Origin of the sequence: Nocardioides sp. zg-DK7169, from assembly GCF_013155365.1 — a bacterium.
Lineage (GTDB): Bacteria > Actinomycetota > Actinomycetes > Propionibacteriales > Nocardioidaceae > Nocardioides.
Genome location: NZ_JABJRA010000009.1, coordinates 191,591 through 213,362, shown reverse-complemented (window position 1 = coordinate 213,362; position 21,772 = coordinate 191,591). Strand labels below are relative to the sequence as shown.

Below are 21,772 nucleotides of genomic sequence, written 5' to 3'. Positions count from 1 at the left end.
GTGACGACCACGGCGCTCAGCGGGGGACCGGCACGGCGTCGAGCGCCGCCGAGAGCACCTGGGCCACGTCGACGCCCTCCAGCTCCGCCTCCGGCCGCAGCCCGAGGCGGTGGGCAAGGGTGGCGTGCGCGAGGGCCTTGACGTCGTCGGGGGTGACGAAGTCCCGCCCGGTCAGCCACGCCCAGGCACGGGCGGCGTGCAGCAGCGCGGTCGCCCCGCGCGGGCTGACGCCGAGGCTGAGGGAGGGCAGGCGCCGGGTCGCGCGGGCGATGTCGACGACGTAGCCCAGGATCTCCGGGGCGATCTGCACGGCGGCGACCGCGCGACGCCCGGCGAGCACGTCCGCTGCGCCCGCCACGGGCCGCACCCCGGCCGCCGCGACGTCGCGCGGGTCGAACCCGGTCGCGTGCCGGCGCAGGATCTCCAGCTCCTCGTCGCGCTCGGGCACCGGAAGCACCACCTTGAGCAGGAACCGGTCCAGCTGGGCCTCCGGCAACGGGTAGGTGCCCTCGTGCTCGACCGGGTTCTGGGTGGCGGCGACCAGGAAGGGCGCGGGCAGGCGGTGCGTGGTGCCGTCGACGGAGACCTGGCCCTCCTCCATCGCCTCCAGCAGCGCCGACTGGGTCTTGGGCGGGGTCCGGTTGATCTCGTCGGCGAGCAGCAGGTGGGTGAAGACGGGGCCCTCGCGGAAGGCCAGCTCGCCGCGCTGGCCGTCGATCACCATCGAGCCGGTGATGTCGCCCGGCATCAGGTCGGGCGTGAACTGCACCCGCCGGGTGTCGACGTCGAGGGCGCCCGCCAGCGAGCGCACCAGCAGGGTCTTCGCGGTGCCGGGCACGCCCTCCATCAGCACGTGGCCACCGCACAGCAGGGCGACCAGCAGGCCCGAGACCGCGGCGTCCTGGCCGACGACGGCCTTCGCGACCTCGGCGCGCACGGCGCCCAGGCGGGCCCGGGCCTCCTCGGCGCTGGGGGCGCTGGGTGCAGCGGAGGCACTGGGGCCGCTGAGGGCGTCCGGCGGGGAGGCCTGTCCGGTGGCGGGTCCGGTCGTGGGTGGGGTCATGCGCGGCGTACCTCTTCCTCGAGCGCGGCCAGGGCGGCCGCCAGGGCGATCAGGTCGTGGTCGGTGGTCGGGTCGGGCGCGTCGGAGCCGACCAGCGTGGCGACGTCGTCCTCGCCGTGCCCGGTCGCGCGGGCGACGGCGCGCACCAGCTCCTCGGGCGGTACACCGCCGGGCGCGGCGCCCACCCGCAGGCGGCGCGCGAGGGCGCTCCGGGTCGCCTCGCGCAGCGCGTGCGCGGCGTGCGCGCGGTCCCCGGAGCGTCGGTAGAGCCGGCCGCGGCTGTGCACGGTCTCGCTGGCCCGCACCACGACCGGCAGCGGCTCGGTGGCCAGCGGCCCGAGGCGACGCCCGCGCCAGAGCATCAGGGCGCCCAGGGCGAGCACCGCCAGCACCAGTGCCGGGACCACCCACCGGGGCAGCAGCGCGCTGAGGGCGACCCCGTCCTCGGCGCCGAGGTCGGCGGCGGAGGGCACGTACCAGACCAGCCGGTCCCCGCCGCCGAGCAGGCGCAGCGCGATCGCGGCGTGGTCGGCGCGCAGCAGCCGGTCGTTGGCGAGCAGGTCGGCCGCACCGAGCAGCAGCAGCCCGGGGCGTGCCCGGGAGAGGACCGTGCCGGTGGTGCTCCCGGCCGCGGTGAGGCTCGGGGCGGCGAAGCAGCCCGGCAGGTCGTGCCCGACGGCGTCGTCCACATCGAGCCGGAGGCCGTCGAGGCGCTCGGCGAGGTCGGGCAGTGTGCAGGCCGCCTCGGTGGCGAAGCCCGGGGGCAGGCTGCTGGACCCGGTCTCGACCCCGAGCACCGCGAGGGCGCCGGGCCGCGCCCCGGCGACGACGAGCTGGGCGTCACCGGCGTGGGCGACCAGGCGCTCGGCGCTCTCGCGGCCGAGCAGGTCGGGACGGGTGAGGAGCACGGTCGTGCCCGCGTCGACCGGGGTCGCGTCGAGCTCGTCGGCGCCGCGCGCGACCACGACGTCGACGCCCTCGCCGTCCAGCACCCGGGCGAGCGCCTGCGCGCCGTCGCGGTCGGGGTTGTCGGGGTCGAGACGCTCGGAGCTGCGCGGGCCGCCGGCGACCACGACCGCCACCGCGACCGCGACCACCAGCCCGGCACCCACGAGCAGCCAGGTCCCGCGCCGCGAGCGGGCCGTCCCCGCTGCGGCGGGAGCCGCGGCAGCGGGAGCCGCGGGTCCGGGCGGGGGAGCGCCCACCGTGCTCATCGCACGCCCGCCTGCGCCAGGTCCGCGTCGAGCGCGAGCACGGCGGCCGCCTGCGCGGCGTCGGCCGGGCGCTCGCCGTACCGCACCCGGTCGAAGAGGAGCCCGGCGTCGCGGGCCCGTGCGGCCAGCGGGGGACGGGCGGCCGCGAGCGCCTCGGCGACCTCGTGGGCGGTGCGGCCCGGCGCCGGCGACAGCTCGCCGCGCTCCACCTGCGACAGCGCGATCGCACGGAAGGCCTCGAGCACCGCCTCCTCGTGGCGCCCGGCGGCCAGGGCCGCCTCGGCCCGCCGGCGCAGCTCGTCGGCGGAGACCTGCTCGGCGGTGAGGACCGGGGCCTCCCCGCGCCGCCGGGGGCCCGAACGGCGCGCCCGTGTCAGCAGCCAGCCGAGTGCACCCACCAGGACCAGCAGCACCAGCATCGCGGCCAGCGTGGCGACGGGCGGGGCGGCGCTCGCCGCGTCGACGACCCGGTCCAGCTGGTGCTCGAGCCAGTCGAGCAGGCGCGCCACGACGTCGCGGTCGTGGTACTCCGGGCGCACCAGCTCGCGGCGCACCAGGTCCCGGGCCTCGTCGGGCGACGGGTCCAGGGGGCGGTCGGCCGCGCGCACGGCCCGGGCCAGCAGGCTCACCGGACGGGCGCCCCCGTGCGGGCGAGCAGCTCGACGCCGAACGCCTCCTGGCGGATCCGCAGGTCGACGTACTGCAGCGTGGTCACGGCGGTCAGGAACGGGGTGACGAAGGCAGCGGCGAGCACGGTGGCGACGGCCTGGCTCAGCACCAGCACCAGGGCCTCGTGCTCCGGGCCGACGACGACCATCCCGATCTCGCCCAGGACGACGAACGGCAGCGACAGCACCCCGCCCACGGTCTGGGTGATCACCACCGTGAGCACGGCGACGCCGAACACCCGCCAGAAGTGGCCGCGGGTCAGGCGCCGTCCCCGGCCGATCGCCCCCAGGACGCCGATGTCCTCCAGGCTCAGCACGGACGGCGCCAGCAACGCCAGCCGCACCCAGAACCACGCGAGCAGGGCGAGGAACGCCGGGACGCTGAGGAGCCCGAACAGGAGCAGCACGACCAGGTCGCCGGAGAGGACGGCGAGCAGCGCCCACAGCCCCACGTAGGCGCCGACGACCAGCATCGCGACCAGCCCGAGCAGGAGACCCAGCCCCACCAGCCGCCAGCGCCGCCCGCGGGTCTCGGCCCATGCCTGGGTCAGGGTCAGGGTGCGCCCCAGGACCGCGGCGCCGACCACCCGGGCGACCATCGCGGTGACCAGGATGGTGCCGAGGCCCTGGAGCATCGTCCCGAGACCGAGGGAGCCGATCGACAGCGCGACCCCCGCCGTCGTGGCGGCGTCCCCGGTGTCGTCGGCGACGCCCACGGTGAGCTGGCCGGCCGCCGTCAGCAGCGCGGTCGCCAGCACCGGGATGGCCATCGCCAGTCCGGCGAGCAGCACGGAGGCACCGACCGTGGCGCCGGCGTTGTGCCGGATGGCGCGAAACGCCCCGTCGTAGAGGTCGCCGAGGCCGAGAGGGCGCAGCGCGATGATGCCGGGCTTGTGCGCGGCCGGCCAGACCCCGGGCGGGCCCGGCGGCCAGGCGCCGGGCGCCTGCCCGGGCTGCGGCGCCGCGGCGTACGACGGGGGAGGGTACGGCGGGGGAGCGGCCTGCCAGCCCGGCGGCGGCGCCTGCCACCCCGGCGGTGTGTCCTCGGGTCCCGACATCTGCTGCTACCCCCGTCGCTGTCCGGCGGCGGCCCGGAGCAGGGCACGCCGTGGTCTGCATCCTGTCAGGCCGACACGGCCCGGGCGGCGTACACTTGCCGCTTCTGGCGCGGCTTCTCCCTCCCTGCTGCGCGCCCCCTCGCGGGCGCCTGCGCACGGTCGAGGTTCGATTTGGTCCCGTGCCTGAAGTCTGCCAAGATGATCCGGTTGCTCCGACGGGTCCGCCGGGGTACGGAACATCTTGACTACTGAATCGCGTCTCCCCGCTTCGCAAGGAGTGTGAGCTCGGTGGTCGGCATGCGTCCGCATCCGAGGAGACCCGATCAGCCTGACGAACCGTCGGGCACCACTATGAATAAGTGAGACCCCGGTCTCGTGTTGCGCCTCCACTGGGCGACACGCCCGACCGCGGGGGTCGGCCAGGGGGCCGGCAGGTGGTGAGCACCAGGGCGGGACAGACCCAAACCGGGGGACGTTCCGGACAAGCACGCGGCAGATGAGTAGAAGGACGAGAGAGACCTATGGCGGGACAGAAGATCCGCATCAGGCTCAAGGCCTATGACCACGAGGTGATCGACACCTCGGCACGCAAGATCGTGGACACGGTCACCCGCACGGGTGCCAAGGTCGCCGGCCCGGTGCCGCTGCCGACCGAGAAGAACGTGTACTGCGTCATCCGCTCGCCCCACAAGTACAAGGACTCTCGCGAGCACTTCGAGATGCGCACCCACAAGCGCCTCATCGACATCATCGACCCCACGCCGAAGACCGTCGACTCGCTCATGCGGCTCGACCTGCCTGCCGGCGTCGACATCGAGATCAAGCTCTGAGGTTCCGGACATGACTTTCGAACGCAATGCCAAGGGACTGCTGGGCGCGAAGCTCGGCATGACCCAGGTCTGGGACGAGAACAACCGAGTCGTCCCCGTGACCGTGATCGCTGCCAACACCAACGTGGTCACCCAGGTCCGCACGCCCGAGATCGACGGCTACAACGCCGTCCAGATCGGGTTCGGCGAGATCGAGGGCCGCAAGGTCACCAAGCCGCAGGCGGGCCACTTCGACAAGGCCGGGGTCACCCCCCGTCGCCACATCGTCGAGATCCGGACCACCGCGGCCTCCGAGTACACCGTGGGCCAGGAGCTGCCCGTCGACACCTTCGCCGCTGGCGAGGAGATCGACGTGACCGGCACCAGCAAGGGCAAGGGCTTCGCCGGCGTCATGAAGCGTCACGGCTTCGCCGGCGTCTCCGCCTCGCACGGTGCTCACCGCAACCACCGCAAGCCGGGCTCGATCGGCGCCTGCGCCACGCCCGGTCGCGTGTTCAAGGGCGTCCGCATGGCCGGCCGGATGGGTCACGACACCGTCACGACCCAGAACGTCACCGTGCACGCCGTCGACGTCGAGAAGGGCCTGATCCTCCTCAAGGGTGCCGTTCCCGGCCCCAAGGGTGGTCTCGTGGTGCTCCGCTCGGCTGCCAAGCAGACGCAGGAGGCCTGAGCATGGCTACCAAGACCGTGAAGGTCGACCTCCCCACCGAGATCTTCGGCGTGGAGACGAACATCCCCCTGATCCACCAGGTCGTCGTGGCCCAGCAGGCCGCCGCTCGTCAGGGCACGCACTCCACCAAGCGCCGCGGTGAAGTCCGCGGTGGTGGCCGCAAGCCCTACAAGCAGAAGGGCACCGGCCGCGCCCGCCAGGGCTCGACCCGTGCGCCGCAGTTCGTCGGTGGTGGCGTCGTGCACGGCCCCAAGCCGCGCGACTACGACCAGCGGACCCCCAAGAAGATGAAGGCCGCCGCCCTGCGCGGTGCCCTCTCCGACCGGGCCCGCAACGACCGCATCCACGTCGTGGACGCCCTGATCTCCGCCGACAAGCCGTCGACGAAGGTCGCCCTCGCCGCGCTGACCTCGCTCTCCGAGCGCAGCCGCTTCCTCGTGGTCCTCGAGCGTGCCGACACCGTCACCTGGCTGTCGCTGCGCAACGTCCCGAAGGTGCACATCGTCGCGGTCGACCAGCTGAACACCTACGACGTGCTCGCGTCCGACGACGTGGTCTTCACCAAGGGCGCCTACGACGCGTTCGTGAGCGGCACCTCGAAGGAGGCCTCCAAGTGAGCACCCTGCACAAGGACCACCGCGACATCCTGATCGCGCCGGTCGTGTCCGAGAAGAGCTACGGCCTCCTCGACGCCAACAAGTACACCTTCATCGTCCGCCCGGACGCCAACAAGACCGAGATCAAGATCGCGGTCGAGAAGGTGTTCAACGTCAAGGTCACGTCGGTCAACACGCTGAACCGTCCCGGCAAGACCCGTCGTACCCGTACCGGTCTCGGCAAGCGCAAGGACACCAAGCGCGCGATCGTCTCGCTCGCTGAGGGCCACCGCATCGACATCTTCGGGGCCTGAGAGCCACCGGATCACGAGGACTAAGACACATGGCTATCCGCAAGTACAAGCCGACCACCCCGGGCCGTCGTGGCTCCTCGGTGGCCGACTTCGTCGAGATCACCCGGACCACTCCGGAGAAGTCGCTGACGCGTCCGCTGCCCAAGAAGGGCGGCCGCAACAACCAGGGCCGGATCACCACCCGGCACCAGGGTGGCGGTCACAAGCGTGCCTACCGCGTCATCGACTTCCGCCGGTACGACAAGGACGGCGTGCCGGCCAAGGTCGCTCACATCGAGTACGACCCCAACCGCACCGCCCGCATCGCGCTGCTGCACTACGCGGACGGCGAGAAGCGCTACATCATCGCGCCGAAGGGCCTCACCCAGGGCACTCCGGTCGAGTCGGGCCCCACTGCCGACATCAAGCCCGGCAACAACCTCCCGCTGCGCAACATCCCGGTCGGTACGACGATCCACAACGTGGAGCTTCGTCCCGGCGGCGGTGCGAAGATCGCTCGCTCCGCGGGCATCAGCGCCCAGCTGGTCGCCCGTGAGGGCTCGCGCGCCACGCTGCGCATGCCCTCGGGCGAGATGCGCTTCGTCGACGTGCGCTGCCGCGCCACCATCGGCGAGGTCGGCAACGCCGAGCAGTCGAACATCAACTGGGGCAAGGCCGGCCGCATGCGCTGGAAGGGCAAGCGCCCGACCGTCCGCGGTGTCGTGATGAACCCGGTCGACCACCCGCACGGTGGTGGTGAGGGCAAGACGTCCGGTGGTCGCCACCCCGTCTCCCCCTGGGGCAAGCCCGAGGGCCGCACGCGCAAGCGCAAGGCCAGCGACTCCCAGATCATCCGCCGTCGCAAGACCGGCAAGAACAAGCGCTGATAGGGAAGTAGACAGATGCCTCGCAGCCTGAAGAAGGGCCCCTTTGTCGACGGCCACCTCCTCAAGAAGGTGGATGCCGAGAACGACAAGGGGAGCCACAACGTCATCAAGACGTGGTCGCGCCGGTCGATGATCATCCCCTCGATGATCGGCCACACCATCGCCGTCCACGACGGCCGCAAGCACGTCCCGGTCTTCGTGACCGACTCGATGGTCGGCCACAAGCTGGGCGAGTTCGCCCCGACCCGCACTTACCGCGGGCACGTCAAGGAAGACCGGAAGGGACGTCGTCGATGAGCACCACTGAGCGTCAGCGCACGAGCGCCCGCCGCGAGTCGCTGCTCGGCGACGAGCAGGGTGCCTTCGCGAGCGCCCGCTTCGTGCGGATCACCCCGATGAAGGCCCGCCGCGTCGTCGACCTCGTCCGCGGCATGCCCGTCGACGAGGCCCTGGCGCTGCTGCAGTTCGCGCCGCAGGCCGCCTCGGAGACCATCTACAAGGTGCTGGAGAGCGCCGTCGCCAACGCCGAGACCACTGAGGGTCTCGACCGCGGTGACCTGGTCGTCTCCGTCGCCCGTGTGGACGAGGGCCCGACCATGAAGCGCTGGCGTCCGCGTGCCCAGGGGCGCGCGACGCGTATCAACAAGCGCACCAGCCACATCACGCTGGCGGTCCAGCCGGCCGCCGTGGTCGCTGAGAAGAAGGGACGGAAGGCCTGATGGGCCAGAAGATCAACCCGAACGGCTTCCGCCTCGGTATCTCCACGGACCACAAGTCCCGCTGGTACGCCGACAAGCTGTACAAGTCGTACGTCGGCGAGGACGTCGCCATCCGCAAGCTGCTCTCGAAGGGCATGGAGCGGGCCGGTATCGCCAAGGTCGAGATCGAGCGCACCCGTGACCGCGTCCGCGTGGACATCCACACGGCGCGCCCGGGCATCGTCATCGGTCGCCGTGGCGCCGAGGCCGACCGCATCCGCGGTGAGCTCGAGAAGCTCACGGGCAAGCAGGTCCAGCTGAACATCCTCGAGGTCAAGAGCCCCGAGATGGACGCCCAGCTGGTCGCCCAGGGTGTCGCCGAGCAGCTCGCCGGTCGCGTGCAGTTCCGCCGCGCCATGCGCAAGGCCATGCAGACCACGATGCGCTCGGGTGCCAAGGGCATCCGGATCCAGTGCTCCGGTCGACTCAACGGCGCCGAGATGTCGCGCACCGAGTTCTACCGCGAGGGCCGCGTGCCGCTGCACACCCTGCGTGCGGACATCGACTACGGCTTCTACGAGGCCAAGACGACCTTCGGCCGCATCGGCGTGAAGGTCTGGATCTACAAGGGCGAGGTCGCCGGCTCCCGTGCCGAGCGCCAGGCCCAGGCCGCTGCCCGCGCCGGTGTTCCCGGTCGCGGTGGCCGCCCGCAGCGCGGTGGCGAGCGCCCGAGCCGTGGCTCGCGCGGCGAGCGTCCGACGCGTGCGGACCGCGGTGGCGAGGGTTCCCCTGCCGTGACCGAGGCGCCGGCCGGTGGCGACACCGCCCTGGCGACCCCCTCGGCTGAGACCCCCAAGGAGGGCTGACCCATGCTGATGCCCCGTCGTGTCAAGCACCGCAAGCAGCACCACCCCAAGCGGACCGGTGCGGCGAAGGGTGGCACGAAGCTCGCCTTCGGCGACTTCGGCATCCAGGCGGTCGAGGGCCACTACGTGACCAACCGCCAGATCGAGTCGGCGCGTATCGCGATGACCCGCCACATCAAGCGTGGTGGCAAGGTGTGGATCAACATCTACCCCGACCGCCCGCTGACCAAGAAGCCCGCCGAGACCCGCATGGGTTCCGGTAAGGGCTCGCCCGAGTGGTGGGTCGCGAACGTCAAGCCCGGTCGCGTCATGTTCGAACTCTCCGGTGTCACCGAGGACGTCGCCCGCGAGGCCATGCGCCGGGCGATGCACAAGCTCCCGATGAAGTGCCGGTTCATCTCCCGAGAGGCGGGCGACTTCTGATGGCTAACGCTCACGAGCTCGACGAGCTGAACGACGTCGACCTGGAGGCCAAGCTCCGCGAGGCCAAGGAGGAGCTGTTCAACCTCCGCTTCCAGGCCGCGACCGGTCAGCTGGAGAGCCACGGCCGCCTGCGTGCGGTCAAGAAGGACATTGCCCGGATCTACACCGTGGTGCGCGAGCGCGAGCTCGGCATCCGCTCCGCCGCGGGCAGCAACGAGTCGAACGAGGATGGTGCCGCATGAGCGAGCAGACCCCGACCGCGGACCGCAAGGCCCGCAAGGTCCGCGAGGGCCTGGTCGTCAGCGACAAGATGGACAAGACCGTGGTCGTGTCCGTCGAGGACCGCGTGAAGCACGCGCTGTACGGCAAGGTGCTGCGCAAGACCAGCAAGCTGAAGGCGCACGACGAGGCCAACGCCTGCGGCATCGGCGACCGGGTCCTCCTCATGGAGACCCGCCCGCTGTCGGCGACGAAGCGCTGGCGCGTCATCGAGATCCTCGAGAAGGCCAAGTAAGTCACTTCGCCTTCGCAGGCGAGGACCCACCCACTAGTTCGGCCAGGCTCGCGGTCCGTCGAGACCGCGAGAACCAGCTCGACAACCAGGAGAAACAATGATCCAGCAGGAGTCGCGACTCAAGGTCGCCGACAACACCGGTGCAAAGGAAATCCTCTGCATCCGTGTTCTCGGTGGCTCTGGTCGGCGCTACGCCGGCATCGGCGACGTCATCGTCGCGACCGTCAAGGACGCGATCCCCGGTGGCAACGTGAAGAAGGGTGACGTCGTCAAGGCCGTCATCGTGCGCACCGTCAAGGAGCGTCGCCGTCCCGACGGCTCGTACATCCGTTTCGACGAGAACGCCGCCGTCATTCTGAAGAACGACGGCGAGCCCCGCGGCACCCGCATCTTCGGCCCCGTGGGCCGCGAGCTGCGCGAGAAGAAGTTCATGAAGATCATCTCGCTCGCCCCGGAGGTGCTGTGATGGCCAAGAACCCGTCGGTCAACATCAAGAAGGGCGACACCGTCAAGGTGATCGCTGGCAAGGACAAGGGCGCCGAAGGCAAGGTCATCCAGGTGCTCCGCGAGGAGCAGCGGGTGATCGTCGAGGGTGTCAACCGCGTCAAGAAGCACACCAAGGTCGTGAACCAGGGCGGTCGCGCCGGCAACACCGGTGGCATCATCACCGCCGAGGCCCCGATCCACGTCTCGAACGTCATGCTGGTCGAGGACGACGGCGTGACCCGGATCGGCTTCCGCCGTGACGAGGTCACCAAGCGCCGTCCCGACGGTTCGACGTACACCGCTCAGCGCAGCGTTCGCATCTCGCGCAAGACCGGCAAGGAAATCTGATGACCGAGACCCAGACGAACGCGACGCCGCGTCTGAAGACGAGGTACCGCGAGGAGATCCTCCCGGCGCTTCAGTCCGAGTTCGAGATCAAGAACGTCATGCAGGTGCCCGGCCTGGTCAAGATCGTGGTCAACATGGGTGTCGGCGAGGCTGCTCGTGACTCGAAGCTGATCGAGGGTGCGGTCAGGGACCTCACCGCGATCACCGGCCAGAAGCCGCTGGTCACGAAGGCCCGCAAGTCCATCGCGCAGTTCAAGCTGCGCGAGGGCATGCCGATCGGTGCGCACACCACGCTGCGCGGCGACCGCATGTGGGAGTTCCTGGACCGCCTGCTCTCGCTGGCGCTGCCCCGGATCCGCGACTTCCGCGGTCTCTCCCCGAAGCAGTTCGACGGTCGCGGCAACTACACCTTCGGTCTCACCGAGCAGGTCATGTTCCACGAGATCAACCAGGACAAGATCGACCGCTCGCGTGGCATGGACATCACCATCGTCACCACGGCCACCAACGACGACGAGGGTCGCGCCCTGCTGAAGAAGCTCGGCTTCCCGTTCAAGGAGAACTGACATGGCGAAGACCGCTCTCAAGGTCAAGGCCGCCCGCAAGCCGAAGTTCGCGGTGCGTGGCTACACCCGCTGCCAGCGTTGCGGCCGGCCCAAGGCCGTCTACCGCAAGTTCGGGCTCTGCCGCATCTGCCTGCGGGAAATGGCGCACCGTGGCGAGCTGCCCGGCGTGACCAAGTCCTCCTGGTGACCATTCCTCACTTCACACACAAGTCGCTGCAGGTCGCATCTGAGGTGCAGGTGCGAAACCACGGTGGAGAAAGGGCCTCACGGCCATGACGATGACTGACCCGATCGCAGACATGCTCACGCGTCTGCGCAATGCCAACCAGGCGTACCACGACTCGGTGTCCATGCCCTACAGCAAGCTCAAGCAGGGCGTTGCGGACATCCTCAAGCAGGAGGGCTACATCACCTCCTACGACGTCGCGGACGCTCCCGAGGGCGAGGTCGGCAAGACGCTGACCATCACCCTGAAGTACGGCCGCAGCCGCGAGCGTTCCATCGCTGGCGTGCGCCGCATCAGCAAGCCCGGTCTGCGGGTCTACGCCAAGCACACGGGTCTCCCGAAGGTGCTCGGCGGCCTGGGGGTCGCGATCATCTCGACCAGCCAGGGCCTGCTGACCGACCGACAGGCCAACCAGAAGGGCGTGGGTGGGGAAGTCCTCGCCTACGTCTGGTGACGACGAGACCGTAAGGAGAGAAGACAGCATGTCGCGTATTGGCAAGCTCCCCGTCCCGGTCCCGTCCGGTGTGGATGTTTCGGTCGACGGCGCAGTCGTGACGGTCAAGGGCCCCAAGGGGACCCTGACCCACACGGTGGCGGCCCCGATCACCGTCGAGAAGGGTGATGGCGTCCTGGACGTCAAGCGCCCCGACGACGAGCGCACGAGCAAGGCCCTCCACGGCCTGACTCGCACGCTGGTCAACAACATGGTCGTCGGTGTCACCGACGGCTACGAGAAGCGTCTGGAGATCGTGGGCGTCGGTTACCGCGTCCTCCCGAAGACGCCGACCCAGGTGGAGTTCCAGCTCGGGTACTCCCACCCGATCATCTTCGACGCGCCGGAGGGCATCACCTTCGCCGTCGACGGTCCCACCAAGTTCGGCGTCCAGGGCATCGACAAGCAGCTCGTCGGTGAGGTCGCCGCCAACATTCGCAAGCTCCGCAAGCCCGAGCCGTACAAGGGCAAGGGTGTCCGGTACGCCGGCGAGAACGTCCGCCGCAAGGTCGGAAAGGCTGGTAAGTGATGGCGATCTCGCTTTCGAACAACAAGCACACCGCGTCGCGCGTCAAGTCGCGTCTGCGTCGGCAGGTCCGGGGCCGCAAGAAGCTCCAGGGCACTGCCGAGCGTCCGCGCCTGGTCGTGACCCGGTCGGCCAAGCACATGTCCGCTCAGGTTGTCGACGACCTCGTCGGCAAGACCCTCGTCTCGGCGTCCACGCTCGAGGCGGACCTGCGGGCCTTCGACGGTGACAAGACCGCGAAGGCGAAGAAGGTCGGCGAGCTCGTTGCTGAGCGCGCCAAGGCGGCCGGAGTCGACGGCGTGGTCTTCGACCGTGCCGGCAACAAGTACCACGGCCGCATCGCGGCCCTGGCCGACGGCGCCCGCGAGGGCGGCCTGACCTTCTGATCGCAAGAGCTGCAAGAGAGAGAAGAGGAACAGTCTCATGAGCGGAGCCCAGCGCGGACAGCGCGGTGGCGAGCGCCGAGGCAATCGCGACGACCGTCGCGGCGGCCAGGCTGCTGACAAGACCGCCTACATCGAGCGCGTCGTTGCGATCAACCGTGTCGCCAAGGTCGTGAAGGGTGGTCGTCGCTTCAGCTTCACCGCCCTCGTGGTCGTCGGTGACGGCGACGGTCTGGTCGGCGTCGGCTACGGCAAGGCCAAGGAAGTCCCGGCAGCGATCGCCAAGGGCGTCGAGGAGGCGAAGAAGGCATTCTTCCGCGTCCCTCGCGTCCAGGGCACCATCCCGCACCCGGTGCAGGGCGAGAAGGCGGCTGGCGTCGTCATGCTGCGTCCTGCCGCCCCTGGTACCGGTGTCATCGCCGGTGGCCCGGTGCGTGCGGTGCTGGAGTGCGCCGGCATCCACGACATCCTGAGCAAGTCGCTCGGGTCGTCGAACCAGATCAACATCGTCCACGCGACCGTCGAGGCGCTGCGGATGCTGGAGGAGCCCGAGGCCGTTGCGGCCCGTCGTGGTCTTCCGGTCGAGTCCGTCGCCCCGGCCGCGCTGCTCAAGGCTCGCGCCGAGGGCATCGCGACGGCAGGGGGTGTCTCCTGATGGCCCAGCTGAAGGTCCAGCAGAACCGTGGCCTCGTCGGTCTGAAGAAGAACCAGCGCGAGACCCTGCGCACGCTCGGTCTCAAGCGGATCGGCGACGTGGTCGTCAAGGAAGACCGCCCGGAGATCCGCGGCATGGTCAACACGGTCCGTCACCTGGTGACGGTCGAGGAGGTCGACTGACATGACGCTCAAGCTGCACCACCTGCGTCCGGCCCCCGGAGCCAAGACCGCCAAGACCCGCGTGGGTCGTGGTGAGGCCTCCAAGGGCAAGACCTCGGGCCGCGGTACCAAGGGCACCAAGGCTCGCTACCAGGTTCCGGTCGCCTTCGAGGGTGGCCAGATGCCGATCCACATGCGGCTCCCCAAGCTGAAGGGGTTCAAGAACCCCTTCAAGGTGGAGTTCCAGGTCGTGAACCTCGACAAGCTCAACGAGCTCTTCCCCGAGGGTGGCACCGTCACCGTCGACGAGCTCGTCGCGCGTGGCGCGGTCCGCAAGGGCCAGCCGGTCAAGGTGCTCGGCCAGGGCGAGATCTCGGTGAAGGTCGACGTGAGCGCCCAGGCGTTCTCGGCGTCGGCCAAGTCGAAGATCGAGTCCGCGGGCGGGACCACCTCGCTCGTCTGACACGTTGTCGCACCAAGGGCGCGGTCGGGCTGCTCTCAGCAGCCGGGCCGCGCCCTCTGTGTTTCCCGGTGAGCCCTACGCTGTGGCTCATCCCGCGTTCCCCGTCGTACCTGCGGGTGGGACGCCGACCGGCCAGGCCGGCTGAGCAGTTCGAACGGATAGTCACGAAGAGCGCCGTCGACCGCATCTCCCTGTACGTCCCCTGTTAGGCTTCCCGGGGTTTCCCGCCGGTTGGCGCAGGGGCCCTGATCTTTTGCTGAGGAAAGAGGATCGTCTCGTGCTAGGCGCGTTCGCCAACGCTTTCCGGACACCGGACCTGCGGCGCAAGCTGCTGTTCGTGCTGGGAGTCATCGTGATCTTCCGGGCCGGCTCCCAGATCCCCGCACCGGGTGTCCACGTCGCCAACGTGCAGACGTGCATCAGCCAGGTCGAGGACAGCAGCCTGTACAGCCTGATCAACCTCTTCTCCGGCGGAGCACTGCTCCAGCTGACCATCTTCGCGCTGGGCATCATGCCCTACATCACCGCCAGCATCATCCTGCAGCTGCTCGTCGTGGTGATCCCACGGCTCGAGGCGCTGAAGAAGGAGGGCCAGGCGGGCCAGACGAAGATCACGCAGTACACCCGCTACCTCACCCTCGGCCTCGCCGTCCTCCAGGCGACCGGCATCGTGGCGCTCGCGCGCTCCGGCAACCTGCTCGAGGGCTGCACGCTCCCGCTGCTGCACAGCGACGCGACCAGCACCTTCTTGATCCTGGTCATCACCATGACCGCCGGCACCGCCGTGATCATGTGGCTGGGCGAGCTGATCACCGACCGCGGCATCGGCAACGGCATGTCGATCCTGATCTTCTGCCAGGTCGTCGCGACCTTCCCGGCCGCGCTCTGGCAGGTCGGCAAGAGCCAGGGCTGGTGGGTCTTCGGCGTCGTGCTCGCCGTCGGTCTCGTCATCATCGCCGCGGTCATCTTCATCGAGCAGGCGCAGCGCCGGATCCCGGTGCAGTACGCCCGACGGATGGTCGGGCGCAAGATGTTCGGCGGCAGCTCCACCTACATCCCGCTCAAGGTCAACCAGGCCGGCATCATCCCGGTCATCTTCGCCTCCTCGCTGCTCTACCTGCCCGCCATGGCGGTGCAGTTCAACCAGAACAGCAGCTCGGGCTGGGTCAGCTTCCTCGGCGACTACTTCGTCGACGGCGGCCACCCGCTCTACATGGCGACCTTCTTCCTCCTCATCGTCTTCTTCACCTACTTCTACGTGTCGATCACCTTCAACCCGCACGAGGTGGCCGACAACATGAAGAAGTACGGCGGCTTCATCCCCGGGATCCGGGCCGGTAAGCCGACCGAGGACTACCTGTCCTACGTCCTGTCCCGCATCACCCTGCCGGGCGCGCTCTATCTCGGGCTCATCTCCCTGATCCCGTTGATCGCGCTGGTTCTCATCGACGCGAACCAGAACTTCCCCTTCGGAGGCACGTCCATCCTCATCATGGTCGGCGTCGCCCTCGACACGGTGAAGCAGATCGAGAGCCAGCTCCAGCAGCGCAACTACGAAGGATTCCTGCGCTGAAATGCGACTGATCATCATGGGCCCGCCCGGAGCCGGTAAGGGCACTCAGGCCACGCACATCGCCGAGCACTTCGGCATCCCCGCGATCTCCACCGGCGACATCTTCCGCCGCAACGTCTCCGAGGGCACGCCTCTCGGTGTCGAGGCCAAGCGCTACATGGACGCCGGCGAGTACGTGCCGGACGAGGTCACCAACCTCATGGTCCGCGACCGCATCGCCGAGGACGACGCGAAGCCGGGCTTCCTGCTCGACGGCTACCCGCGCACGCTCGCCCAGGTCGAGGAGCTCGACGCGATGATCTCCCACACCGGCCACGAGCTCGACGCCGTCGTCGTGCTCACGGTCGACCAGGACGAGATCGTCAGCCGGCTGCTCCAGCGGGCCCAGGTCGAGGGTCGCGCCGACGACACCGAGGACGTCATCCGGCGCCGCCAGGAGGTGTACGCCGAGCAGACCGAGCCGCTGATCGACGTCTACCGCGAGCGCGGCATCCTCCGCGAGGTCGACGGCATGGGCGAGGTCGCCGAGGTGACCGGACGTCTGTTCGCCGCGCTCGACGACGTCACCCAGAGCTGATCGGACCGCACCGCAGATGGGCTTCCTCGACCGGGGTCTGGAGATCAAGACCCCCGAGCAGATCGACGCGATGCGTCGAGCCGGCCTGGTCGTCGGCCGGACCCTGGAGCTGCTGCGCTCCTCGGTCCGGGCCGGCGTGACCACGGCCGAGCTCGACGCGCTCGCGGAGGACTGCATCCGCAGCGCGGGTGCGACCCCGTCGTTCCTCGGCTACCACGGCTTCCCCGCCTCGATCTGCGCGTCGGTCAACGACGAGGTCGTGCACGGGATCCCCGGCCCGCGGGTCCTGGCGGAGGGCGACGTGATCTCGATCGACTGCGGCGCCATCGTCGACGGCTGGCACGGCGACTCCGCGATCACGGTCGCGGTGGGTGAGGTGCCCGCCGAGGTGACCGAGCTGATGCGGGTCACCGAGGAGGCCATGTGGCGCGGCATCGCCGCGGCGCGGCTGGGCGGTCGGGTCACCGACATCTCCCACGCCATCGAGACCCACGTGCGCAGCCAGGGCAGCTACGGCATCCTCGAGGACTACGTCGGGCACGGCATCGGCTCGCAGATGCACCTGCCGCCGAACGTCCCGAACTTCGGGCGCGCCCGCCGCGGCCCCAAGCTGGTCCGCGGGCTCGCGCTCGCGGTGGAGCCGATGATCACCCTCGGCACCAAGGAGACCGACGTCCTCGAGGACGAGTGGACCGTCGTCACCACCGACGGCACGTGGGCCGCGCACTTCGAGCACACCTTCACCCTGATGCCCGAGGGCGCGTGGGTGCTGACCGCCCTGGACGGCGGCCGCGAGGCGCTCACCGCGCTCGGCGTGCCCTACGGCGGGCGGGACTGACCGCATCGTTCGTCGCCCGGCCGGGCCCCGTGGACCGGCCCGCCGTCGCACGCTCCTCGGAATAGCGGGCCACCCGCGGGGGTTGACCCGTCCGTGAGTGCCCCACGCCCGTCCCTGTCCGTGCTCGACCTGGTCCCCGTCCGTGGTGACCAGACCTCCGCCGACGCGGTGGCCGCGAGCATCTCGCTCGCCCGGACCGCCGACGAGCTCGGCTACCAGCGCTACTGGATCGCCGAGCACCACAACATGCCGGCCGTGGCCGCGACCAACCCGCCGGTGCTGATCGGTGTGATCGCCGGCGCGACCCGCCGGATCCGGGTCGGCTCGGGCGGCGTGATGCTGCCCAACCACGCCCCGCTGGTCGTCGCGGAGCAGTTCGCGCTGCTCGAGGCGGCGTACCCCGGTCGCATCGACCTCGGCATCGGCCGTGCGCCGGGCACCGACCCGGTCACCTCCTGGGCGCTGCGCCACGGCGCCGGGGGAGTGAGTGACGAGGCGGTCGCCCGGTTCCCCGAGTACGTCGACAACGTCCTGGCGATGATGGACACCGCCGGCGTGGGCCTCTCGGTGCAGGGTCGGCGCCACGTGCTGCACGCGACGCCCGCGGCCGCCTCGGTCCCCACCATCTGGCTGCTCGGCTCCTCCGACTACTCCGCGCGCCTGGCCGCGGAGAAGGGGATGCCCTACGTCTTCGCCCACCACTTCGCCGGCACCGGCACCGCGCAGGCGCTCGAGCTGTACCGCTCCGGCTTCCAGCCCTCGCCGGAGCTCGCGGAGCCGCGCACCTTCCTGACCGTGAACGCCTCCGTCGCCGAGACCGCCGAGGAGGCCTACCGCCTCGCGCTGCCGCAGCTGCAGATGATGCTCTCGCTGCGCACCGGTCAGCCGCTCACCTCGCAGATCAGCGTCGAGGACGCGGAGAAGGTGGTGCTCCCCGAGGCGCACCAGCAGCTGCTCGACGCGATGGCCGCGCGCTGGGTGATCGACGAGCCCGCCGCCGCCCGCGAGCGGATCGCCGCGCTGGCCGCGGAGCACGGCGTGGACGAGGTCATGGTCCACCCGGTCGCGGCCGCCCACGAGGGCGCCCCGCGGGCGAGCGCGCCCGCCCGTGAGACCACACTGCGCCTGCTCGCCGGCTGAACCGACCCGGCGTGGCGCCAGCGGCACGCACACAGGCACGGATTGGTCTTTCGTCACAGCCTTTGACTAGACTGGCGTGTCGGCCCAACGTGGGTCTGCTGTCTGGTGCCTCGTGGCTGCCCGATCGGCGCCTCATCTCTCCTCGTGAGCGGTGCGGCGTGGTCGGCTAGAGGTTCCAGGAGCGGCCGCACGAGGTCCACCCGCGACACCCGTCGCGGGAGGTTCCCGGGCCACCCGGATGCGGTCCCATGGCCGCCGTCCGGTGCACAGAGCGGTAGACACCAGCACTACAGATTGTGGAGGACATGCCGAAGAAAGAAGGCGTGATCGAGATCGAGGGCACCGTCGTGGAGGCCCTGCCGAATGCCATGTTCCGCGTCGAGCTGAGCAATGGCCACAAGGTTCTCGCCCACATCAGCGGGAAGATGCGTCAGCACTACATCCGGATCCTCCCCGAGGACCGCGTGGTGGTGGAGCTCTCCCCGTACGACCTCACGCGAGGTCGCATCGTCTACCGGTACAAGTGAGCCTCGTCCACTGAACGCAGTGGCGGTCTCACTGTGCGAACCAGCGCAGCCGATACCGGAAAGGACCTCAGATGAAGGTCAAGCCCAGCGTCAAGGCCATCTGTGACAAGTGCAAGGTGATTCGTCGCCACGGCCGGGTCATGGTGATCTGCGAGAACCCGCGTCACAAGCAGCGGCAGGGCTGAGGGCTCACGCCCTCGCAGCACCCAGCAGTGCCCCACAACTGAACATCACTACGTGACCGCTACGCGGTAGGACCGGATCCCGGTACCGCCGTCAGCCACCTCCGGAGCAGTGGGCCGGAGCCCCGTCGACGAGGGCGGGGGCGCGGCACGACCAGAAACCTCTGCGAACAACCGAAGGGACAACGCCAGACATGGCACGCCTCGTTGGTGTGGACCTCCCGCGTGACAAGCGCATCGAGATCGCACTCACCTACATCTACGGCATCGGCCGTACCTCCGCCCAGAACCTGCTCGCCGAGACGGGTATCAACCCGAACCTCCGCGTGCACGAGCTGGGCGACGAAGAGCTGGTCAAGCTCCGCGACGCCATCGAAGCCAACCACAAGATCGAGGGTGACCTCCGTCGCGAGGTCCAGGCCGACATCCGTCGCAAGATCGAGATCGGCAGCTACCAGGGTCGCCGCCACCGCATGGGTCTCCCCGTCCGTGGCCAGCGCACCAAGACCAACGCTCGTACCCGCAAGGGCCCGAAGCGCACGGTTGCCGGCAAGAAGAAGGCCAAGTGACGTTCCGCCTCACGGCGAACCACTGATCTTCAGCACACCCAGACCAGCTACTTCCAGGAGATTCTGAATGCCTCCCAAGAGCCGCAACGCGGCTGGCGCCAAGAAGGTGCGCCGCAAGGAGAAGAAGAACGTCGCTCAGGGCGAAGCCCACATCAAGAGCACGTTCAACAACACCATCGTGACCATCACCGACCCCACCGGTGCGGTCATCTCGTGGGCCTCCGCCGGCACCGTCGGCTTCAAGGGCTCGCGCAAGTCCACCCCGTTCGCCGCGCAGATGGCAGCCGAGGCTGCCGGTCGTCGGGCGATGGAGCACGGGATGAAGAAGATCGACGTCTTCGTCAAGGGCCCGGGCTCGGGTCGTGAGACGGCGATCCGTTCGCTTGGTGCCATCGGCCTCGAGGTCGGCACCATCCAGGACGTCACCCCCACGCCCCACAACGGATGCCGGCCGCCCAAGCGCCGTCGCGTCTGATTCGCCCGAGACTGAACAGGAGACTTTGAGAAATGGCCCGTTACACCGGCCCCATGACCAAGAAGTCGCGCCGTCTCGGTGTTGACCTCGTTGGTGGCGACCAGGCTTTCGAGCGTCGTCCCTACGCTCCCGGCCAGCACGGCCGCGCGCGTATCAAGGAGAGCGAGTACCGCTCGCAGCTGCAGGAGAAGCAGAAGGCTCGCTTCACCTACGGCGTCCTCGAGAAGCAGTTCCACAACTACTACGTCGAGGCCTCGCGTCGTTCGGGCAAGACCGGCGACAACCTGCTCCAGCTGCTGGAGTGCCGCCTCGACAACGTGGTCTACCGTGCCGGGTTCGCCCGGACGCGTCGCCACGCCCGTCAGCTCGTCGTGCACGGCCACTTCCTGGTCAACGGCAAGAAGGTCGACATCCCGTCGTACCAGGTGTCGCAGTACGACGTGATCGACGTGCGCGAGAAGTCCCTCGAGATGACCCCGTTCATCGTGGCTCGCGAGACCCACGGCGAGCGCGTGGTTCCCGCTTGGCTCGAGGCGATTCCCTCTCGCATGCGGGTGCTGGTCCACCAGCTTCCCGTCCGGGCGCAGATCGACCTCCCGGTGCAGGAGCAGCTCATCGTCGAGTACTACTCGAAGAAGTAACTCCTTCCACCCTTCCGTCACTCAGCACGTTCGGGCCCGTCAAATAGCGGGTGGGCCCGGAAAGGACACCACCAGTGCTTATCGCACAGCGCCCCACCCTGTCGGAAGAGTCCGTCGACGAGTTCCGCTCGCGGTTCGTGATCGAGCCCCTGGAGCCCGGCTTCGGCTACACCCTCGGCAACTCGCTGCGCCGCACCCTGCTGTCGTCGATCCCCGGTGCCTCGGTCACGAGCATCAAGGTCGACGGGGTGCTGCACGAGTTCTCCACCGTTGAGGGTGTGAAGGAGGACCTCACCGAGATCATCCTCAACCTCAAGGCCCTGGTCGTCTCCTCCGAGCACGACGAGCCGGTCACCATGTACCTGCGCAAGTCGGGCTCGGGCGACGTCACCGCGGCGGACATCACCCCGCCGGCCGGTGTCGAGGTGCACAACCCCGACCTCAAGATCGCCACGCTGTCCGACAAGGGCAAGCTGGAGATGGAGCTGGTCGTGGAGCGTGGCCGTGGCTACGTCTCCGCCGTCCAGAACAAGGGTGCCGACAACGAGATCGGCCGGATCCCGGTCGACTCGATCTACAGCCCCGTGCTGAAGGTGACCTACAAGGTCGAGGCCACGCGTGTCGAGCAGCGCACCGACTTCGACAAGCTGGTCATCGATGTGGAGACCAAGCCGTCGATCCGTCCCCGCGACGCGATCGCCTCGGCGGGCAAGACCCTGGTCGAGCTCTTCGGCCTGGCGCGTGAGCTGAACGTCGAGGCCGAGGGCATCGACATCGGCCCGTCGCCGGTCGACGAGCAGCTGGCTGCGGACCTCGCCCTCCCGGTCGAGGACCTCCAGCTGACCGTCCGCTCCTACAACTGCCTCAAGCGCGAGGGCATCCACACCGTGGGTGAGCTCATCAGCCGCTCGGAGCAGGACCTGCTCGACATCCGCAACTTCGGTGCGAAGTCGATCGACGAGGTCAAGGCCAAGCTGGTCGAGATGGGCCTGTCCCTCAAGGACAGCGCGCCCGGCTTCGACCCGCACGCCGCCCTGGCGGCGTACGGCGACGACGACGACGACACCTTCGTCGAGGACGAGCAGTACTGACCCACTGACCGGCGGCGCCTGCCGCCGGCCTACTACCCCGGTACCTCGTACGGCCGGGGAGGAACGAGAGAG

General features: G+C 69.5%; 35 protein-coding genes. 31 read left to right on the top strand and 4 right to left on the bottom strand.

What is annotated here, in order from left to right; translation table 11 throughout:
• Nucleotides 1-16 precede the first annotated feature (16 nt).
• Genes HOQ23_RS14890 through HOQ23_RS14875 form a run of 4 tightly spaced genes read right to left on the bottom strand, consistent with a single transcriptional unit; the run spans nt 17 to nt 4,003 of the window.
• Complete coding sequence (locus tag HOQ23_RS14890) at nt 17-1,063, bottom strand: MoxR family ATPase (protein WP_172215377.1); 1,047 nt, start codon at nt 1,061-1,063, stop codon at nt 17-19.
• Complete coding sequence (locus HOQ23_RS14885; protein ID WP_172215376.1) at nt 1,060-2,277, bottom strand: DUF4350 domain-containing protein; 1,218 nt, start codon at nt 2,275-2,277, stop codon at nt 1,060-1,062. Before HOQ23_RS14885 ends, HOQ23_RS14890 begins: the two co-directional genes overlap by 4 nt.
• Nucleotides 2,274-2,906, bottom strand: coding sequence for a DUF4129 domain-containing protein (locus HOQ23_RS14880; protein ID WP_172215375.1), 633 nt, complete (start codon nt 2,904-2,906; stop codon nt 2,274-2,276). Before HOQ23_RS14880 ends, HOQ23_RS14885 begins: the two co-directional genes overlap by 4 nt.
• Nucleotides 2,903-4,003 (bottom strand): hypothetical protein, encoded by a 1,101-nt coding sequence (locus HOQ23_RS14875; protein WP_172215374.1) that lies wholly within the window; start codon nt 4,001-4,003, stop codon nt 2,903-2,905. The genes HOQ23_RS14880 and HOQ23_RS14875 overlap by 4 nt, the downstream gene beginning before the upstream one ends.
• A 521-nt stretch (nt 4,004-4,524) precedes the next feature.
• On the opposite strand from HOQ23_RS14875, the gene rpsJ reads away from it, so the two are divergent.
• The 31 genes from rpsJ to HOQ23_RS14720 all read left to right on the top strand — a co-directional run bounded on the left by rpsJ (nt 4,525) and on the right by HOQ23_RS14720 (nt 21,700).
• The gene (gene rpsJ, locus HOQ23_RS14870; protein WP_008360994.1) at nt 4,525-4,833 is read left to right on the top strand and encodes a 30S ribosomal protein S10; all 309 of its coding nucleotides are present in this window, start codon (nt 4,525-4,527) and stop codon (nt 4,831-4,833) included.
• A gap of 10 nt (nt 4,834-4,843) precedes the next feature.
• Nucleotides 4,844-5,503 carry a 50S ribosomal protein L3 gene (rplC, locus tag HOQ23_RS14865; protein ID WP_153322093.1) on the top strand — a complete coding sequence of 220 codons (660 nt, stop codon included), beginning with the start codon at nt 4,844-4,846 and terminating at the stop codon, nt 5,501-5,503.
• Between the two features lie 2 nt (nt 5,504-5,505).
• Nucleotides 5,506-6,120, top strand: coding sequence for a 50S ribosomal protein L4 (rplD, locus tag HOQ23_RS14860; protein ID WP_172215373.1), 615 nt, complete (start codon nt 5,506-5,508; stop codon nt 6,118-6,120).
• Nucleotides 6,117-6,413: a 50S ribosomal protein L23 gene (gene rplW, locus HOQ23_RS14855; protein WP_172215372.1), complete on the top strand. Its 297-nt coding sequence runs from the start codon at nt 6,117-6,119 to the stop codon at nt 6,411-6,413. Before rplD ends, rplW begins: the two co-directional genes overlap by 4 nt.
• 29 nt (nt 6,414-6,442) lie before the next feature.
• Nucleotides 6,443-7,279 carry a 50S ribosomal protein L2 gene (gene rplB / locus HOQ23_RS14850; protein WP_172215371.1) on the top strand — a complete coding sequence of 279 codons (837 nt, stop codon included), beginning with the start codon at nt 6,443-6,445 and terminating at the stop codon, nt 7,277-7,279.
• A 15-nt stretch (nt 7,280-7,294) separates the two neighbouring features.
• Nucleotides 7,295-7,576 carry a 30S ribosomal protein S19 gene (rpsS, locus tag HOQ23_RS14845; RefSeq protein WP_153322097.1) on the top strand — a complete coding sequence of 94 codons (282 nt, stop codon included), beginning with the start codon at nt 7,295-7,297 and terminating at the stop codon, nt 7,574-7,576.
• Nucleotides 7,573-7,998: a 50S ribosomal protein L22 gene (gene rplV / locus HOQ23_RS14840; protein ID WP_172215370.1), complete on the top strand. Its 426-nt coding sequence runs from the start codon at nt 7,573-7,575 to the stop codon at nt 7,996-7,998. Before rpsS ends, rplV begins: the two co-directional genes overlap by 4 nt.
• Entirely contained in the window at nt 7,998-8,843 is an 846-nt protein-coding gene (gene rpsC / locus HOQ23_RS14835; RefSeq protein WP_253945537.1) for a 30S ribosomal protein S3, read from the top strand. Before rplV ends, rpsC begins: the two co-directional genes overlap by 1 nt.
• Nucleotides 8,844-8,846: 3 nt before the next feature.
• Nucleotides 8,847-9,266: a 50S ribosomal protein L16 gene (rplP, locus tag HOQ23_RS14830; RefSeq protein ID WP_153322099.1), complete on the top strand. Its 420-nt coding sequence runs from the start codon at nt 8,847-8,849 to the stop codon at nt 9,264-9,266.
• Nucleotides 9,266-9,508, top strand: coding sequence for a 50S ribosomal protein L29 (gene rpmC, locus HOQ23_RS14825; protein WP_153322100.1), 243 nt, complete (start codon nt 9,266-9,268; stop codon nt 9,506-9,508). The genes rplP and rpmC overlap by 1 nt, the downstream gene beginning before the upstream one ends.
• Nucleotides 9,505-9,780 carry a 30S ribosomal protein S17 gene (gene rpsQ / locus HOQ23_RS14820; protein ID WP_153322101.1) on the top strand — a complete coding sequence of 92 codons (276 nt, stop codon included), beginning with the start codon at nt 9,505-9,507 and terminating at the stop codon, nt 9,778-9,780. Before rpmC ends, rpsQ begins: the two co-directional genes overlap by 4 nt.
• Before the next feature lie 97 nt (nt 9,781-9,877).
• Complete coding sequence (gene rplN, locus HOQ23_RS14815; protein ID WP_017932847.1) at nt 9,878-10,246, top strand: 50S ribosomal protein L14; 369 nt, start codon at nt 9,878-9,880, stop codon at nt 10,244-10,246.
• A complete protein-coding gene (rplX, locus tag HOQ23_RS14810) occupies nt 10,246-10,614 on the top strand; it encodes a 50S ribosomal protein L24 (protein ID WP_172215369.1) in 369 nt (122 codons plus the stop codon). Before rplN ends, rplX begins: the two co-directional genes overlap by 1 nt.
• Complete coding sequence (gene rplE / locus HOQ23_RS14805; RefSeq protein WP_172215368.1) at nt 10,614-11,180, top strand: 50S ribosomal protein L5; 567 nt, start codon at nt 10,614-10,616, stop codon at nt 11,178-11,180. The genes rplX and rplE overlap by 1 nt, the downstream gene beginning before the upstream one ends.
• A 1-nt stretch (nt 11,181) precedes the next feature.
• The gene (locus HOQ23_RS14800; protein WP_011757321.1) at nt 11,182-11,367 is read left to right on the top strand and encodes a type Z 30S ribosomal protein S14; all 186 of its coding nucleotides are present in this window, start codon (nt 11,182-11,184) and stop codon (nt 11,365-11,367) included.
• A gap of 85 nt (nt 11,368-11,452) precedes the next feature.
• Complete coding sequence (gene rpsH / locus HOQ23_RS14795; RefSeq protein WP_172215367.1) at nt 11,453-11,860, top strand: 30S ribosomal protein S8; 408 nt, start codon at nt 11,453-11,455, stop codon at nt 11,858-11,860.
• Between the two features lie 28 nt (nt 11,861-11,888).
• Nucleotides 11,889-12,428 carry a 50S ribosomal protein L6 gene (gene rplF, locus HOQ23_RS14790; RefSeq protein WP_153322105.1) on the top strand — a complete coding sequence of 180 codons (540 nt, stop codon included), beginning with the start codon at nt 11,889-11,891 and terminating at the stop codon, nt 12,426-12,428.
• Nucleotides 12,428-12,811 (top strand): 50S ribosomal protein L18, encoded by a 384-nt coding sequence (gene rplR / locus HOQ23_RS14785; protein WP_172215366.1) that lies wholly within the window; start codon nt 12,428-12,430, stop codon nt 12,809-12,811. The genes rplF and rplR overlap by 1 nt, the downstream gene beginning before the upstream one ends.
• Before the next feature lie 37 nt (nt 12,812-12,848).
• On the top strand, nt 12,849-13,463 hold the full coding sequence (gene rpsE, locus HOQ23_RS14780) for a 30S ribosomal protein S5 (RefSeq protein ID WP_153322107.1): 615 nt from the start codon (nt 12,849-12,851) through the stop codon (nt 13,461-13,463).
• Nucleotides 13,463-13,645: a 50S ribosomal protein L30 gene (rpmD, locus tag HOQ23_RS14775; RefSeq protein WP_122818641.1), complete on the top strand. Its 183-nt coding sequence runs from the start codon at nt 13,463-13,465 to the stop codon at nt 13,643-13,645. The genes rpsE and rpmD overlap by 1 nt, the downstream gene beginning before the upstream one ends.
• Before the next feature lies 1 nt (nt 13,646).
• On the top strand, nt 13,647-14,087 hold the full coding sequence (gene rplO / locus HOQ23_RS14770; RefSeq protein ID WP_172215365.1) for a 50S ribosomal protein L15: 441 nt from the start codon (nt 13,647-13,649) through the stop codon (nt 14,085-14,087).
• A 277-nt stretch (nt 14,088-14,364) separates the two neighbouring features.
• Complete coding sequence (gene secY, locus HOQ23_RS14765) at nt 14,365-15,660, top strand: preprotein translocase subunit SecY (protein ID WP_172215364.1); 1,296 nt, start codon at nt 14,365-14,367, stop codon at nt 15,658-15,660.
• A gap of 1 nt (nt 15,661) precedes the next feature.
• Nucleotides 15,662-16,237 carry an adenylate kinase gene (locus HOQ23_RS14760; RefSeq protein ID WP_172215363.1) on the top strand — a complete coding sequence of 192 codons (576 nt, stop codon included), beginning with the start codon at nt 15,662-15,664 and terminating at the stop codon, nt 16,235-16,237.
• 16 nt (nt 16,238-16,253) lie between these two features.
• Nucleotides 16,254-17,075, top strand: coding sequence for a type I methionyl aminopeptidase (gene map, locus HOQ23_RS14755; RefSeq protein ID WP_172215362.1), 822 nt, complete (start codon nt 16,254-16,256; stop codon nt 17,073-17,075).
• A 93-nt stretch (nt 17,076-17,168) separates the two neighbouring features.
• Entirely contained in the window at nt 17,169-18,215 is a 1,047-nt protein-coding gene (locus HOQ23_RS14750) for an LLM class flavin-dependent oxidoreductase (RefSeq protein ID WP_172215361.1), read from the top strand.
• Nucleotides 18,216-18,520: 305 nt separating this feature from the next.
• Complete coding sequence (infA, locus tag HOQ23_RS14745) at nt 18,521-18,742, top strand: translation initiation factor IF-1 (protein ID WP_011757309.1); 222 nt, start codon at nt 18,521-18,523, stop codon at nt 18,740-18,742.
• A 71-nt stretch (nt 18,743-18,813) separates the two neighbouring features.
• Nucleotides 18,814-18,927 carry a 50S ribosomal protein L36 gene (gene rpmJ / locus HOQ23_RS14740; protein ID WP_028644817.1) on the top strand — a complete coding sequence of 38 codons (114 nt, stop codon included), beginning with the start codon at nt 18,814-18,816 and terminating at the stop codon, nt 18,925-18,927.
• Between the two features lie 191 nt (nt 18,928-19,118).
• Nucleotides 19,119-19,493, top strand: coding sequence for a 30S ribosomal protein S13 (rpsM, locus tag HOQ23_RS14735; RefSeq protein WP_172215360.1), 375 nt, complete (start codon nt 19,119-19,121; stop codon nt 19,491-19,493).
• 67 nt (nt 19,494-19,560) lie between these two features.
• Complete coding sequence (gene rpsK / locus HOQ23_RS14730; protein ID WP_166136860.1) at nt 19,561-19,968, top strand: 30S ribosomal protein S11; 408 nt, start codon at nt 19,561-19,563, stop codon at nt 19,966-19,968.
• Nucleotides 19,969-20,000: 32 nt separating this feature from the next.
• Nucleotides 20,001-20,609: a 30S ribosomal protein S4 gene (rpsD, locus tag HOQ23_RS14725; RefSeq protein WP_153322113.1), complete on the top strand. Its 609-nt coding sequence runs from the start codon at nt 20,001-20,003 to the stop codon at nt 20,607-20,609.
• A 74-nt stretch (nt 20,610-20,683) separates the two neighbouring features.
• A complete protein-coding gene (locus HOQ23_RS14720; protein WP_172215359.1) occupies nt 20,684-21,700 on the top strand; it encodes a DNA-directed RNA polymerase subunit alpha in 1,017 nt (338 codons plus the stop codon).
• Nucleotides 21,701-21,772: the final 72 nt, after the last annotated feature.

Coding starts and splice junctions, on each gene's coding strand:
- HOQ23_RS14890 (WP_172215377.1), bottom strand. CDS start 1,063: ATGACCCCACCCACGACCGGACCCGCCACCGGACAGGCCTCCCCGCCG.
- HOQ23_RS14885 (WP_172215376.1), bottom strand. CDS start 2,277: ATGAGCACGGTGGGCGCTCCCCCGCCCGGACCCGCGGCTCCCGCTGCC.
- HOQ23_RS14875 (WP_172215374.1), bottom strand. CDS start 4,003: ATGTCGGGACCCGAGGACACACCGCCGGGGTGGCAGGCGCCGCCGCCG.
- rpsJ (WP_008360994.1), top strand. CDS start 4,525: ATGGCGGGACAGAAGATCCGCATCAGGCTCAAGGCCTATGACCACGAG.
- rplC (WP_153322093.1), top strand. CDS start 4,844: ATGACTTTCGAACGCAATGCCAAGGGACTGCTGGGCGCGAAGCTCGGC.
- rplD (WP_172215373.1), top strand. CDS start 5,506: ATGGCTACCAAGACCGTGAAGGTCGACCTCCCCACCGAGATCTTCGGC.
- rplB (WP_172215371.1), top strand. CDS start 6,443: ATGGCTATCCGCAAGTACAAGCCGACCACCCCGGGCCGTCGTGGCTCC.
- rpsS (WP_153322097.1), top strand. CDS start 7,295: ATGCCTCGCAGCCTGAAGAAGGGCCCCTTTGTCGACGGCCACCTCCTC.
- rplV (WP_172215370.1), top strand. CDS start 7,573: ATGAGCACCACTGAGCGTCAGCGCACGAGCGCCCGCCGCGAGTCGCTG.
- rpsC (WP_253945537.1), top strand. CDS start 7,998: ATGGGCCAGAAGATCAACCCGAACGGCTTCCGCCTCGGTATCTCCACG.
- rplP (WP_153322099.1), top strand. CDS start 8,847: ATGCTGATGCCCCGTCGTGTCAAGCACCGCAAGCAGCACCACCCCAAG.
- rpmC (WP_153322100.1), top strand. CDS start 9,266: ATGGCTAACGCTCACGAGCTCGACGAGCTGAACGACGTCGACCTGGAG.
- rpsQ (WP_153322101.1), top strand. CDS start 9,505: ATGAGCGAGCAGACCCCGACCGCGGACCGCAAGGCCCGCAAGGTCCGC.
- rplN (WP_017932847.1), top strand. CDS start 9,878: ATGATCCAGCAGGAGTCGCGACTCAAGGTCGCCGACAACACCGGTGCA.
- rplX (WP_172215369.1), top strand. CDS start 10,246: ATGGCCAAGAACCCGTCGGTCAACATCAAGAAGGGCGACACCGTCAAG.
- rplE (WP_172215368.1), top strand. CDS start 10,614: ATGACCGAGACCCAGACGAACGCGACGCCGCGTCTGAAGACGAGGTAC.
- HOQ23_RS14800 (WP_011757321.1), top strand. CDS start 11,182: ATGGCGAAGACCGCTCTCAAGGTCAAGGCCGCCCGCAAGCCGAAGTTC.
- rpsH (WP_172215367.1), top strand. CDS start 11,453: ATGACGATGACTGACCCGATCGCAGACATGCTCACGCGTCTGCGCAAT.
- rplF (WP_153322105.1), top strand. CDS start 11,889: ATGTCGCGTATTGGCAAGCTCCCCGTCCCGGTCCCGTCCGGTGTGGAT.
- rplR (WP_172215366.1), top strand. CDS start 12,428: ATGGCGATCTCGCTTTCGAACAACAAGCACACCGCGTCGCGCGTCAAG.
- rpsE (WP_153322107.1), top strand. CDS start 12,849: ATGAGCGGAGCCCAGCGCGGACAGCGCGGTGGCGAGCGCCGAGGCAAT.
- rpmD (WP_122818641.1), top strand. CDS start 13,463: ATGGCCCAGCTGAAGGTCCAGCAGAACCGTGGCCTCGTCGGTCTGAAG.
- rplO (WP_172215365.1), top strand. CDS start 13,647: ATGACGCTCAAGCTGCACCACCTGCGTCCGGCCCCCGGAGCCAAGACC.
- HOQ23_RS14760 (WP_172215363.1), top strand. CDS start 15,662: ATGCGACTGATCATCATGGGCCCGCCCGGAGCCGGTAAGGGCACTCAG.
- map (WP_172215362.1), top strand. CDS start 16,254: ATGGGCTTCCTCGACCGGGGTCTGGAGATCAAGACCCCCGAGCAGATC.
- infA (WP_011757309.1), top strand. CDS start 18,521: ATGCCGAAGAAAGAAGGCGTGATCGAGATCGAGGGCACCGTCGTGGAG.
- rpmJ (WP_028644817.1), top strand. CDS start 18,814: ATGAAGGTCAAGCCCAGCGTCAAGGCCATCTGTGACAAGTGCAAGGTG.
- rpsM (WP_172215360.1), top strand. CDS start 19,119: ATGGCACGCCTCGTTGGTGTGGACCTCCCGCGTGACAAGCGCATCGAG.
- rpsK (WP_166136860.1), top strand. CDS start 19,561: ATGCCTCCCAAGAGCCGCAACGCGGCTGGCGCCAAGAAGGTGCGCCGC.
- rpsD (WP_153322113.1), top strand. CDS start 20,001: ATGGCCCGTTACACCGGCCCCATGACCAAGAAGTCGCGCCGTCTCGGT.